This is a genomic window from Streptomyces sp. NBC_00490 (genome assembly GCF_036013645.1).
Lineage (GTDB): Bacteria > Actinomycetota > Actinomycetes > Streptomycetales > Streptomycetaceae > Streptomyces > Streptomyces canus_F.
This window is the reverse complement of the sequence record NZ_CP107869.1, coordinates 281,128-293,665: the sequence shown is the minus strand read 5'-3', so window position 1 is coordinate 293,665 and position 12,538 is coordinate 281,128. Positions and strand designations below refer to the sequence as shown.

Annotated in this window: 12 protein-coding genes, 1 tRNA gene and 1 pseudogene; 4 read left to right on the top strand and 10 right to left on the bottom strand. The window is 70.5% G+C overall.

Annotated features, from left to right (window positions below):
- Nucleotides 1–81: 81 nt before the first annotated feature.
- Nucleotides 82–1,845 carry a hydroxysqualene dehydroxylase gene (locus tag OG381_RS01310; RefSeq protein ID WP_327714200.1) on the bottom strand — a complete coding sequence of 588 codons (1,764 nt, stop codon included), beginning with the start codon at nucleotides 1,843–1,845 and terminating at the stop codon, nucleotides 82–84.
- Between the two features lie 181 nt (nucleotides 1,846–2,026).
- Here OG381_RS01310 and OG381_RS01305 point away from each other — a divergent pair.
- Nucleotides 2,027–2,114 (top strand) — tRNA-Ser (locus OG381_RS01305).
- Nucleotides 2,115–2,330: 216 nt separating this feature from the next.
- Here OG381_RS01305 and OG381_RS01300 read toward each other — a convergent pair.
- From OG381_RS01300 to OG381_RS01290, 3 genes are all read right to left on the bottom strand, one after another.
- Complete coding sequence (locus OG381_RS01300; RefSeq protein WP_327714199.1) at nucleotides 2,331–4,376, bottom strand: hypothetical protein; 2,046 nt, start codon at nucleotides 4,374–4,376, stop codon at nucleotides 2,331–2,333.
- Entirely contained in the window at nucleotides 4,376–4,843 is a 468-nt protein-coding gene (locus OG381_RS01295) for a hypothetical protein (protein WP_327714198.1), read from the bottom strand. The genes OG381_RS01300 and OG381_RS01295 overlap by 1 nt, the downstream gene beginning before the upstream one ends.
- 85 nt (nucleotides 4,844–4,928) lie before the next feature.
- The gene (locus OG381_RS01290) at nucleotides 4,929–5,432 is read right to left on the bottom strand and encodes a TolB family protein (protein ID WP_327714197.1); all 504 of its coding nucleotides are present in this window, start codon (nucleotides 5,430–5,432) and stop codon (nucleotides 4,929–4,931) included.
- A 311-nt stretch (nucleotides 5,433–5,743) separates the two neighbouring features.
- Here OG381_RS01290 and OG381_RS01285 point away from each other — a divergent pair, with 311 nt between their 5' ends.
- On the top strand, nucleotides 5,744–6,103 hold the full coding sequence (locus tag OG381_RS01285; RefSeq protein WP_327714196.1) for a hypothetical protein: 360 nt from the start codon (nucleotides 5,744–5,746) through the stop codon (nucleotides 6,101–6,103).
- Nucleotides 6,104–6,371: 268 nt separating this feature from the next.
- Here OG381_RS01285 and OG381_RS01280 read toward each other — a convergent pair whose 3' ends face one another.
- The 6 genes and pseudogenes from OG381_RS01280 to OG381_RS01255 all read right to left on the bottom strand — a co-directional run bounded on the left by OG381_RS01280 (nucleotide 6,372) and on the right by OG381_RS01255 (nucleotide 10,731).
- Nucleotides 6,372–6,779, bottom strand: a complete 408-nt coding sequence (locus OG381_RS01280) for a hypothetical protein (RefSeq protein ID WP_327714195.1) — start codon at nucleotides 6,777–6,779, stop codon at nucleotides 6,372–6,374.
- 347 nt (nucleotides 6,780–7,126) lie between these two features.
- Complete coding sequence (locus OG381_RS01275; RefSeq protein WP_327714194.1) at nucleotides 7,127–7,675, bottom strand: hypothetical protein; 549 nt, start codon at nucleotides 7,673–7,675, stop codon at nucleotides 7,127–7,129.
- Between the two features lie 205 nt (nucleotides 7,676–7,880).
- Entirely contained in the window at nucleotides 7,881–8,159 is a 279-nt protein-coding gene (locus OG381_RS01270) for a hypothetical protein (protein WP_327714193.1), read from the bottom strand.
- A 9-nt stretch (nucleotides 8,160–8,168) separates the two neighbouring features.
- Nucleotides 8,169–9,035, bottom strand: a complete 867-nt coding sequence (locus OG381_RS01265; protein WP_327714192.1) for a sigma factor — start codon at nucleotides 9,033–9,035, stop codon at nucleotides 8,169–8,171.
- 223 nt (nucleotides 9,036–9,258) lie between these two features.
- Nucleotides 9,259–9,655 (bottom strand): annotated as a pseudogene (locus OG381_RS01260) (oxidoreductase C-terminal domain-containing protein); the annotation flags it as partial.
- A gap of 341 nt (nucleotides 9,656–9,996) precedes the next feature.
- Nucleotides 9,997–10,731 carry an alpha/beta fold hydrolase gene (locus tag OG381_RS01255; RefSeq protein WP_327714191.1) on the bottom strand — a complete coding sequence of 245 codons (735 nt, stop codon included), beginning with the start codon at nucleotides 10,729–10,731 and terminating at the stop codon, nucleotides 9,997–9,999.
- Nucleotides 10,732–10,963: 232 nt separating this feature from the next.
- Between OG381_RS01255 and OG381_RS01250 the strand changes: the two genes are divergently transcribed.
- Together OG381_RS01250 and OG381_RS01245 are read left to right on the top strand one after the other, a co-directional pair.
- Nucleotides 10,964–11,758 carry a class I SAM-dependent methyltransferase gene (locus OG381_RS01250; protein WP_327714190.1) on the top strand — a complete coding sequence of 265 codons (795 nt, stop codon included), beginning with the start codon at nucleotides 10,964–10,966 and terminating at the stop codon, nucleotides 11,756–11,758.
- Nucleotide 11,759: 1 nt separating this feature from the next.
- Complete coding sequence (locus tag OG381_RS01245; protein ID WP_327714189.1) at nucleotides 11,760–12,509, top strand: YceI family protein; 750 nt, start codon at nucleotides 11,760–11,762, stop codon at nucleotides 12,507–12,509.
- The last annotated feature ends 29 nt before the right edge of the window (nucleotides 12,510–12,538 follow it).

The following is a 12,538-nucleotide window of genomic DNA, read 5'->3' as shown; positions in this document are numbered from 1 at the left end:
CAGCCACGCGGCCGCCGGCTCGGCCGGAGCATCGGCAGAGCCCAGGGATCCCCGTCGCCGGGGAGGGGCTCAGCATGGCTGTCAACCGACGTCGAAGAGATTCGGCAGTCGAAGGAGGTAACGGGTGCGGTCGTGGCGTTTGATCCACTCGAACTCGGGGGCCCGGTACAGCGGGGTGACGGTGCAGCGTTCCGCGGTCGAACCGATGCTGTCCAGCAGGGCGTTGACGGCCTGCCGGGCCGAGGTGTTGGCGCCTTCCATGGTGGCCAGATCGATGGGCACGGCCACATAGTCGCCGGACAGGAAGAGGTTGGGGATCTTCGTAGCCGATCGCGGACGGTGGTGGAAGGTTCCTGTCGGATGGATGAGCAGCTGCTCCTCGTTGACCGGGTTCGCAGTGCCGAGGCCGTCGACGGCCGGATCGAGGAACCAGGAGTGCAGCACGGAGTCCTTCAGGACCGTACGGCCGCTGTCATTGAGCGCCGCCTTCAACTGCGCCCACACCTCGCGGGCGACTTCGGCGCGGGTGCACTGCTTGGCGGTCTTGCCGTACAGGATGCCCGGCCGGTCCCACTCGGAGACGTCCACGGACAGACAGTCCGCGACCGTGCCGTCGCCGAAGTCGGCAGGGAAGTCGTGGCCCGGCCAGTGCTGGGCCTGGGCGATCGCGGTCAGCGACCAGGGGGAGTCGATGAGGTCGAGGTGGCCGTGCAGTATCGGCGTACGTTCGGTCAGATAGAACTGGATGCCGGTCATCCAGTCCGTCTCCAGCAGGTCGCACTCCGCCAGTTGGGGATCGGCGGCGCGCACGGCGGAGTTCCAGGTGCGGCGCGCGTGCTCGACCGGCATGGCCGAGATGTAGTGGTCGGCGGTGACAGTCCGGCGGGCACCACCCGGGTCCTCCACGACGGCGCCGGCGATCCGGCCCGTGTCCAGGATCAGGTCCCGTACGGTCCAGCCGATGTGGAACTCGACCCCGAGTGACTTCAGGTACGTCACCCAGGGGTCGATCCAGGCCTCGTTGGTGGGCGCGTTGAGGATCCGGTCCAGCGGTCCGTCCGCGCCCCGCCCGAGGAGGTTGAAGGCGAAGGCCTCCAGCAGGGTGGCGACGGTACGGGTGCTGGCCTCTTCCGCCTTGGTGGCCACGATGTTGCGGGTGATGCCGATGGCGAGGATCCGCTGGTAGTCGTACGACATCCGTTCGGCCCGTACGAACTCCCACCACGGCATCTGCTCCCAGGTCTCGTCGCGGCGTTCATCGCAGCTGGTGAGGAAGACCAGGAAGCGGTTGGCGAAGTAGAGGGCCTCGTGGAGGGGGAGGTTGAAGGCGGTGTCCAGGACCGAGGTGAGGGCGCGGCGGACCTCGTCGGGGGTGAGTTCGGCCGGGGTGTTGCCGGGCCACGGCAGCGGGATCCGGATGTCCTCGCGGCCGCCCGACCGGGCGAACAGCATCTCCTTGGGGGCGACGAGGTTGTCGTGGACACCGTTGGGGTTGCCGGGGAAGGGGATGCGCCGCATGGTGTCGGGCAGGTTGTGGTAGATGCCGGGGATGAAGCGGAAGCCGTGCTCCCCGGGCAGGGGCCCGCGGCCGCCCGTGCCGCTGTTCGGTACGTCCATGCTGCGGGCCTTGCCGCCCAGCGCCTTGCGTTCGTAGACCGTGACCCGGAAGCCGCGTTCGGCGAGTTCGTGGGCGGCCGTGAGCCCGGCGACGCCTCCGCCCAGTACGGCCACGGTCTGTGCGGCGGCGCCGTTGCGTGCCGCGGCCCGTTGGGGGGTCGCGAGGGCGACCCCGCCGCCGGCGGCCGCGGCCGAACCCAGGAACCCTCTGCGTGTGGTGCCGCCCATCGCTACCCCTTACCGTAGGTAACTACCGGCGCACGAGGATATGGGCGACGCACCCATCCCGGAAGACGGCCAACGAAGCTTTGGCCTCTTTGGCTTGATGCCGCATCACCTCGGTGCACCCGACGGCGTGCGGCCAAGGCGTTCCAGATCCCACTGCGGCCAGCCGCATGCCGAGAGGCGGGGGAGTGTTGAGGGGGCGAATGTCATCCTGGAGCGGAGCAACGGACTCATAATCCGTCGGCCGTGGGTCCGAGTCCCACCCACCCCCTCTGCACAGGCTCCTGACCTGCGGAAACGTCTCAGCGGGCGCGCCGACTTCGGCGGCGCCGCACCCGTGCCCCGTGACACAGGCAAGATCAGCGGCAATCTCCGCCGACTCCAACGCGCCTTCTACATCACCGCGTTGATCAGCGTCCGCCACTGCGACGACGGCACAGCAACGGAAGAGAAGGCCAGAATCCTCGGGCTTCAGCCCGAGGAGCAAGTCAACGCACTGTCCGCAGGAAGATGTCCGTCACCCCGTTCGAGTCCCCTTCCACGAGATCGGGTGAGGCCGACTCGAACGCGACGACGGTGCCGTCGGCGTTGACCGAGGGGTGCTCCGCCGGGAGGTCGTTGCGGCCGCCCCAGCGGTCCACGCTGACCAACTGCTTCTTCCCCGTGGCGATTTCGAGCAGGTACACGGAACGGCCCGAGGTGTACGCGAACTCTGTGCCGTGTCGGGAGAGCGAGGGCTGGGCGCCCCTGACCCGGGCCGTGGTGGCGCCGGTGTCGAGGTCCCGGACGAGGACGTACCGGCCCTGCTGGAAGGCGATCGTGCGGCCGCTGAGGGAGGGGGCCGAGGCGCCGTCCGCGACCTTCGTCAGGTCGCCGGTGTCCAGGTCACGGACGTAGACGTCGCCGCCCTGCTGGAAGGCGATGTACCGGCCGTCGAAGTCGATGGACGGGTTGCCCGCCGGACCGCCCGAGGGCGCGCTGACCACGTCCGTGGTGCCGCCGTCGTAATGGAAGCGGTAGACGCGGGGTTGCGGGTCCGGGTCGGCGTCGGTGGCGGGCAGGGTCGCCGCGTAGGTGATCCACTGGCAGGTGGGGCTGATCCGGGGCCGCCCCATCCAGGTGAAGCGGACGCCCTGGTAGGAGTCCAGGACGGTGACCTTGCCGGTGGCGCGGTAGCGGATGTGGACCTCCGGGGCGCCGTCGGCGGCGGACGGGACCAGGTAGCTCACCAGGCGTCCGTTGGAGCAGGGGGTGCTCTCCGACGACGGCTTCTCCGTGTCGGAGTTGACCGGGACCACGCGGAGGGGCGCGTTGATGAAGACGTCTTCCTCCGAGGTGAAGGTGACGAGCTTTTTCTCATCCATCTCCGGGTCGTGGGACGCCCCGGCCGGTCCGCCGAGCCGTTCGGTGACGGACGGCATCGGGGCCGGGTTCTTCCCCAGGCCGCCCGAGAAGGCGAACACGTCCGACTGCCGGTTGGTGTCGCCCGGCACCAGGTGGGACTCCGTCGAACTGAACGCCACCACACGCCCCTTGGCGGCCAGCGCGTCGCCCATCACCGTGGCGGTCCACGACAGGGTGGCCCCTCGCAGCCCCGTCCGCAGGTCACGCACCCGCACGCCGTCCGTGCCCCAGACGACGGCGTACCGGCCGTCCGCCGTGGCCGAGGAGGCGGTTCTGTCGGCCACCCGTCGCGAGGTGCCCGTGCTCAGGTCGTGGACGTACACCCCGGTGTTGGCGTTGAGGAGGACCCGGCGGCCGTCCGCCGTGATCCGGATCAGATGGGCGACACCGAGGTCCGCGCCGACGTGGATGCGCTCGCCCGTCGCCCGGTCCTTGACGAAGACCTCGTTCGGGTCGTCGCCCTCGGCGCCCCCCTGGACCGAGTAGGCGACCCGGTTGCCGTCACCGCTCACCGAGGCCCCGTTCTTGTTGCCCTCCTCGGCGGTCGAGATCAGCTCCTCGGCGCCGGTCTCCGTGTCACGGACGTACAGCAGCCGGGCGGTCTGGCCTCCGTTGCGGCCGCCGACGGTGTACGCGACGTGCGTGCCGTCGGGGCTGATCGACTGGGCGTGGCCCACCTCGGCCAGGCCGGGCGGGTCTTGGGGCCACAGCCGCTCCGAACGGCCGGTGGCGCTGTCGTACAAGTAAGGAGCCTGGAGGCGGGTGCCGGCGGAGAAGGCGACACGGCTCCCGTCGGCGCTCGACAGCGGCGCGTCGTAGGTGTGGCCGCTGCCGAGGTCGATCCTGGTGAGGCGGCCGTCGGTCAGGTCCTTCAGGAACAGGCACGGCGAGAGGCGCTCGCAGCCGAGGCTCGGCGCGGTGGACGTGAACGCGACCTGGCGGCCGTCGGCGCTGATCGAGGCCCCGCTCGACGGTCCGTCGGCCTGAGTGCCGTCGGCGGCCGTGCTCACCCGCACGGTACGAGGCTCGTCGGGCCCCTGGTGACCCCGGTCCTGTGCGGCGGCCGCCGGCGTCCAGGCGAGCGCGATCGCGACTGCCGTGCCGAGCACGGCTCTTGAGGCGCGGAACATCAGCGTGACCTCCACTGGAAGACGTCGTACAGACCGTTGGTGTCATCGGGGACGACGTCCGCGTCCTCCGTGGAGTAGACGACGGAGCGGCCGTGCGCGGAGACCGAGCCCGCGGTGGCGCTGCCGTGTCCGACGGGGATCTCGCGTCCGCCGTGCAGGCCGCGCAGGGTCAGGTTCGCGTCCGCGTCCCGCGTCAACAGCCGCTGCCCGTCCGGGCTGACGGCCAGGACGCGGACGCCGGGGAAGTGCCGGACGCGGCCCGTGCGCAGGTCCCGTACATAGGAGCCGTCGGCCGAATCCATCGCCAGGACACGGCCGTTGGCGCTCAGCTGGACCACGGTCGAGCGCGTGCCGTCGTCGGCCTCGGTCTGCGCGCCGCTGACGCGGTCGGCGACCCACACGTCACCGGTGCCGTTGTCCTGGTAGGCGACCCGGCGGCCGTCGCCGCTGATCGACGGTCTGTCCATGTCCCGGTTGGAGTCCTGCGGGCCCGCGCTGACGGTCTCACGAGTGCCGGTCAGACGGTCGTAGAGGTCGATGCGGGTCGGGAAATCAGGGTGCCCGAGCCCACCGGTAGGCGATGTAGCGACCGTCTTCGCTGATGGTCGGCGAGGACGCGGTGTCCCGGCCGTCGGGGGCCCCGACCCGGATTCTGGTGCCCGTGCTCAGGTCGGACAGAAAGACATTGATGTTGCGGCTGCCCCAGTCGGTGTATGCGGCCCAGCGGCCGTCGGCGCTGAGCCGGGGCGTGCTCAGCGCCTGCTCGATCTTGGTGACCTCGCCGGTTGTCAGGTCACGGACGTAGGAGTAGGTGCCCGGGCGGCTGACCCCCTCGGGCACGAGGTTGGTGGCCGACGAACGGAACGCGATGTAGCGGCCGTTCGGCGTGGTGACGGCCGCACTGGAGGCGCCGTCGCCCTGGGTACCGTCGGCGGCGGTGCTGACCCGCTCCGTCCGGGGCGCGTGCTGCGCGGCACCGGCGGTCGTTCCGGTGAACGCGAGCAGCAGCGCCGTCCATAAGGAAAGGCCGGACACGGTCACTGCTCTGCCGGACATGGCTGAAGCCTTGGACATGTTCCCCCTTGTGTTCCCCGGTGACGCATGACCCCCGGCCCCGCGCCGAGGGCTCCCTTCGAGGCAAACGCACCAGCGACCACAGGGTCAATCGGCCTTGTTGCGTACAACCCGGTCGGAAGGTCACGCGTCCGCGAGGAGAGGCTCGTCCAGGAACGCCCGTACGTGGCCGAGAATCGTCCGCGACCCGTCCCACCCGGGGTACGCGGTCATCTCGTCGAGCTGACGGACCGGCTCGGCCGGTCGGCTTCCGGGCTGTGGTCGGCGGGGACCGGAACTCGTCCGGACGGGCCATGGAAGGGCTGCGGGCCGAGTGGCCCGCGGGAGCCCGCGCGCTGACCCTCACTCTCGCCTTCGCCCGCAACTCCTGCTTGGAGAAGACGCGGCGTCTGGTGGAGCGGTCCGCGCACGACGACGACCTGCGCGCTATGGGCTACCAGTTGATGGACGCGGCCGGCCTGCAGCGCGGCCGCCTGACCGGCCTGTCCCTCAGGGGCGAGGACCTCATCGGCGCCGGCCAGACGGCCGAGCAGATCAGTCTCGACGACGCCCGCGAAAGCCTCCTGGTGGCGGAAGCCGCCGTTGATGAGATCCGGAACACGTTCGGCTTCCGCGTTATCGGCCCGGCCGCCGTCTTCCGCCGCGCCTCATGACCCGAACCACTCCCGCCGCCGATGGAGGTGAGGTTCGTGCTGCTCGAGCCGCCTGTATGGGAGGGCAGCCCTCAAGGTCTGCCGCACTGGCCCTACGTGCAGGCCGTCGACGACGCCCTGACGGCACGCGGTATTTCGCCGGGGTCCGTGCGTGCCGAGCGACCACCCGGGAGCGCGGCTTCACCACCTACATGTGGCTCACCCAGGACATGGTGGTGTGGCCGTTGGCGCGGGCGGTGCCGCCGGCGAAAGCGCCGTCGGTGATGGATCAGACATCGAGGGAGAAGGACTGCGCATCGCCGCTGAACGTCGTCTGGTGGAGGACCGTTCGGCTTCCGTCGTTCCAGCTGATCGTCGCCTTGGCGTAGCCGGGCCCGAAGGGGCGGGGGCAGGCAGCGGTGAGGCTCGCCAGGAGTCGGATCGTGCCGCCGGTGATCTCCGGATGCGTGGTGGAGGAGCAGGTACCCATGTCGCCGTCGGCGTACAGCCGCTGGGCACTCTTGGCGAACGTGACGCCGGGGTCGAAGCGCATGTTGAGGGACCCGCCGTTGCAGACGACGTCACCGATAGGGGCTGGGGCAGCGGCGGCCGGTGCCTGGCTGAGCGGGGAAAGAGCGATCACCGCTGTGGCGGCAACAGCCGCTGCGGCCACGGAAAGGGTGATTGCTTCCGTCACACGTGTGTTGTGGCCGACCTGCGCGAAAGGGCATAACAGCCCTTTGGAGTAGGCGAGTTGTCGGTCAGTGCAGGCGGGGGAGCGATCGCCGAGAAGGTGAGGGATCAGGGGTGGCCCGCCGCTTCCCGGGAGGGTGCCATTGGATTCCAAGACGATGTGGAGTGCTATACACTCATCACAGCGACTCCGACACCGTGTGACACGCTCAATGGCCGGTGTGGGAGCGCTCGCCCACCCGCGGACCGACCGTCAGCGGGTGCGTGCCTCGGGCGCCTGTGCGATCCCCCGCGAGCAGGTGCCCGAGGCAGCCGCGTGACCTTGCGTGCCCGGAGCCGAGAGGGCCCCGGTCAGGACTTCTGGGCGCGGTAGAGACCGCGGCCGGCCCGGCGTACGCGGGAGGTGCCGACCAGACGGTCGAGCGTGCTGCGCACCGCATTGATGCTGCCGGAGTCGGTGTCGCGGCCGAGCGCGGCGGCGACGTCGCGCGCGCGGACCGCCGCATCACCGACGCCGGCGAAGTACTCCAGGATCTGATCGGTGAGCGCGCCGTAGCTGCGTGCTTCATCGGCCTCCGCACGCGAGGAGGTCGCCGGCTTCGCCTTCTGTGTGGGCTCCGTCCGTCGCGGTGCGGCCTGTTTCCGGGCTGTGCGGGCGGGCGCGACGGCCGGAGTGTCGGCCTTCGCCTCTTCGGGCTGATCGGCGGCGTGCCGGCTGGACGGCTCGGCCATGAGGACCGTCAGGGCGCTCAGGGCACGCTGGACGGAGTCGAGGTGGGCGGCCACGGCGGCCAGCTCCCTCTCCAGTGCCCGCTTCTGAATCTCCAGGCGGGCGAGGTCCTCCTGGAGGCTCTCCGCAGTGACCTCAATCTCATGCGCTGCGCGAGTTGCCGAGACCATGTCTTCCTCTCATCCTCAACCCTCCGTGCCGCGCCTCACTGAAGTCAGCTGCGGTGCCGCTCGGCTCGGACCCGGGGACGTGTGTGGGTGCATCGTATGTCACAGCGTACGAGTTCCGAACCCGGAAGATGCAAGGTGGTGGTGCGGGGTCCCTCTCGGATGAGGTGACTGCCACTGTCCTTTCACGCTTTTCGTGACCGGCGCCTCAGCAGTGGGGACACGGTGCGGGCCGGTCGGGTCGGCCGTAAGGGGACTCCGGGTCGGGAAGCGCGGGACGGGCCGGGGTCGGCGGGTGTTCCTCGGGCGTTCTGCCGGATTCCGGTCGGGACCGCTCGCGCAGGAGGCGCAGTCGCTCCGCCGATCGCTTGATGCGGGTGCCGACGTCGTCAAGCGCCTCTTGCAGGATGCGGATCCGTGCCTCGAGCACGGCCGCTTCGGCGGCCAGAGAGGCAGCGGCCGCACGCGGATCGAAGTCCTGGCCCATGAGCCGTCCTCATTTCTCCTGCGTGGCCGCCCGGTTCCAGTGGCGGAGCTTGTCCGGGTTGAGGACCGCCCAGATCTGCACGACGTGCTCGCCCGCGACGTCCAGGCTGATGACCGCGGCGACCTCGTCGGCGTAGCGCACCACGATTGCGGTGCGGCCGTTGACGGACCGGCAGTTCAGGGTGGTGCGGGGGCGACCGGCCAGGAGGGTCAGCAGGCTGTGGGTGACGCGCCGTGCGCCGTGGACGGGCCGGGTCAGGGTCCTGACCTTGCCGCCTCCGTCGAAGAACACGGTGGCGTCCGGTGCCAGGAGGGACGTCAGGCGGTCGGGGTTCTCCGCCGCGCAGGCCTGCCGGACCGCTCGGACCATACGATCGTGCTGCTGCGGTGTCGTGGGGTGTGCCCACCTGGTCCGAAGGCTGTGCCGGGCTCTGGCGGCGAGTTCGCCGCATTCTTGTTCCGTCTGTCCGACGACGGCGGCGACCGTCCCCGGAGCCATCCCGAACACATCGTTGAGGACGAATGCGGCCCGCTCGGCCGGTGACAGCGTGTCCAGCGCCTCCAGAAGGGCATGGCTCACCTCGTCGGCCAGGTCCTGAGGGGGTGCCGCGCCGACCGGGTCCGGGTCCGACCGGCCGGTCGGCGCCAAGCGCTCCAGACAGATACCGCCGACGGTCTTCACCAGCCAGGACCGGGGTTCGGCGATGCGGATCCGGTACTCGTCGCACAGGCCGTACCAGCGCCGGTAGGTCTCGGCCACGACGTCGTCGGCGTCCTGGCTGCGGCCCAGCATCCAGTAGGCCACGTTGAGCAGTCGGCGTCGCTCGTCGAGCAGTTCCGCGATCGGCACGGTTTCGTCGTCCGGTCCCCGGTCCATCTGGCATCACCCCTTCGCGCAGCACCCGACAAGGCGCCGCCACCCCTGATTCCGGCCGATGTCCGCCGCGGCTCCCTGGAATGGGAAAGTCCGCTCTTGCCCGGCGGGTCGTATGCACTGCTGACCGGACAGGGACAGATCGTGTGACACGGTTCCCGGGCGTACGCAGCGGCGCCCGCGCCTGCGCCGGCGGGCCGCGCCGCGCGGACCTTCGCAGCGGTCGTCAGGGCAGAAGGCTGTCGAGGGGCGTCTCGGGATCGGACAGTGCCGCGTCCGCTACGGAGGCACCGGACTCGACGAGGACGCGGACGGAGTCGATGACGTTCCACTCGTTCACACTCATGCCCGCCAGGACCCGGTCCCCGGACAGCCAGAAGGCGATGAACCGCCGCTCGGCCGGGTTCCCGCGGAAGACGACGCGATCGTAGCCGCCGGGCTCGGTGTACCCCGTGTACTCCCGAGGTCGTACTGGTCGGTGTAGAAGTACGGCAGCCGGTTGTACGCGGCCTCCTTGCCGAGCATGGCCAGTGCCGCCGTGCGGGGCTGGTGCAGGGCGTTGGCCCAGTGCTCCAGCCGCAGATGCCGGCCAGCCGGGGATGGCAGGCGTTGGTGACGTCCCCCCAGCCTCGTCCCCGATGAGGACGAGCGGGCCGTCGTAGCCCTGTTGCCGGAGTTCCTCGGCCGCCTTGCCCGCGGCGAGGCCGCCCCCGACGATCACGAAGCCGCTTGCTCGCGACATGATGTTCCCGTCTCCGCTCGCGCGCACCGCACACTGGTGTGTCCTCGTGTGGTGAGACCCTGAGAACCCGCAGGGTGTGACACCGGCCCGGGGCGCGGAGGCTGCGTGCGGACCTGCCAGAGCAGAGCGGAGCAGCGCGACGAGGGCGCGGACGACGTCCGTGTTCCACGGCCGTGTCCGAGGCGGCCCGCCGGTCCGCGCCCCATCGCCGACCGGCGCGGGCTAGCGTCCGGTGCCCTGCGCCCAGTGCTCCTCGATGGCGGCGGCCACCTCCGCGGGCCGCTCCAGCACCGTCCAGTGGTTGCAGTCGAGATGGAGGACGCGGGTGGCGCGCAGGGCGGTGCCGAGTTCGTCGCCGAACTCGATCTGGCAGGCGGGGTCGCGCTCGCCCCAGAACACCAGCGCGGGTGCGGTGACGTTCGACAGGGCCGCTTCCCACTCCGACCCCATGGTCATGGCGGACCGGTACAGCCGCAGAACGCTGTCCTTCATTGTGTCGTCGACGTGCCGGACCATCTCCTTCACCGGTCCGGCGGGCGCGTCGAAGCCGTTCACCAGGTCCTTCGCGAAGGCTTCAGGGTCCAGTTCGGCCATGAACCGCTCGCCGGTGGCGGGGTCCTGCCAGGTCTCGGCCAGCGGGTGCCAGACGTAGCGGGAACTGATGGGTCCGTTGCCGCCGGCCCAGGTGCGCACCAGGTCGGGGCGGAGGGAGGCGATGCGAGCGGTGAGGATGCAGCCCCAGTCGTGACCGACCAGGTCCACGGGCTCACCGACGCGCTCGAGTCGCTCGACGAGCCAGTCGACGTACTCCTCCTTGCTGGAGCCGAAGCCCGTGGGGCGGGGGGTGCCGAATCCGGGCAGGTCCCAGGCCTCGACGTCGGAGCGGGTCAGGTGTCGGCGTACGCCGTCCCACACGCGGTGGGTGTCGGGAACGCCGTGGATGAGGATGGCGGGCATGGTCGGTACATCCCTCGTGATAGGGGCCGCGGCCGGGGTCCGGGGAGGCTGTGCGGCCGCGGCGGCCGGGACGACGAGCATCATGTGCTGCGTCGGATGCCACCCAACATAGTGGCACACAGTGTTAAGGGTGCCAGCCGGTCAGTCCGGGGGAGGGGAGCGAGCAGGGGGAGATCCCGCGCCGGGGCACACGTCCCGTCACAGATGAGGCGGCGGACCTGTCAAGTGGGTCATGTACTCGCTTTCGTCCCGTTCGCCCGCCCGTCCGGCGAGCGCGCCCTCCGCAGAGGCCTACGCCGTCAGTGCCGAGTTCTACGACGTGCTGCAAGGCGAGGCCGATGCCGCGCACGTGCGGGAACTGTACGGAGAAGCGGTCGGCAACGCGCGGGTCGGTGTGCTGGACATCGGCGCGGGCACCGGCCGTGTCACCCTGCTGGGCCTCGCCGGGTCCGACGTCGGCGTGCATGCCGTCGAGCCCGCGCGGTCCATGCGCGCCGCCCTGATGACCCGGATCGCGTCCTTGCCCGCCGACGTGCGCGGACGGGTCACCGTCCACCCCTGCACCCTCCCTGAGACCGGTCTGCGCGGTGTCGCGGACGTCGCCGTCTGCCACAACACCCTCGCGTGCCTGGATCCGTCCTCGCGCCGCCGCCTTTACCCCGCCGTCGCCGAAGCGCTCTGTCCCGGCGGCGTCTTCCTGCTGCAGCTTCCCCCCGCACGCCCTCCGCGGGTGCGCACCGTCCACCCGCTGCCCGCTCAGACACTCGGCCGGCACGAGTACGGCGGGCACATGGTGCTGTCCGCCGACGCGGGCCGCATCCGGACACGTTTCGACTACTGGGTGCGGGACGTGACCGGTGTCCTGCGCGAGCACACCGAGACCTTCTGGATGTGGCCGGCCTCCCGGGACGACATCGTCGTGGAGCTGGCCGAGCACGGCTTCACCCCGCTACCCGACACGGGCGATCCCGCGGTGCTGACCGTTACGACGCGCGTGACGGCGCGTTCACGCGCCGACACGCTGTGACATGCAGAACGCCGTCCCGGCGGCGGTCCCGGTGTCACACGCGCGGGCCCTCACCTGTCTGTCCTTCTGCGGACCCCGCCCGGGCCTCCTCGGCCGCGGTCCGCTCCACCATCGGCAGGCACACGGCGACGGCTCGAAACGACTGATCGTCGTGACCAGCGACCGCAAGGACCCACATATGTCGACCGTCGTCCCGTACACAGCGCTGACGGGTGTCTACACCATCGACCCGGTACGCAGCACCATCGGCTTCTCCGTCCGGCACGCCATGATCGCGAACGTGCACGGACGGTTCGGCGCGTTCGAGGGGCTGGTCAAGCTGGACGGGTATCAACCCAGCCGCTCCGAGGCCTACTTGAGCGTCCAGACCGGCAGCATCGACACGAGCAGCCCTGACCGGGACACCCATCTCACGGGCCCGGACTTCTTCGACGCCGCCACCTATCCGCTGATGCTCTTTCGCTCCGCGGGCCTTGCTGACCGCGGAGACGGTCAGTTCCGCCTGACGGGCCACCTCAGGATCAAGGACGTCGAACTCCCTCTCCACATCCACCTCGCCTTCGAGGGGGCCACGCAGGACGAGAGCGGAGACCACCGTGTCGGCTTCTCCGGCACCGCCCTGGTGCGCCGCTCCGACTGGGGACTCGGCGGGAGCACGCCCGTCGAGACCGGCGGCGTCCTCATCAGCGACAAGGTCAGGCTCAGCTTCGACATCTCCGCCGTCCGCCTCTCCCGCGCGGAAGCCGCATGACAGGCCCCGCGCCACAACACCGACCGCCC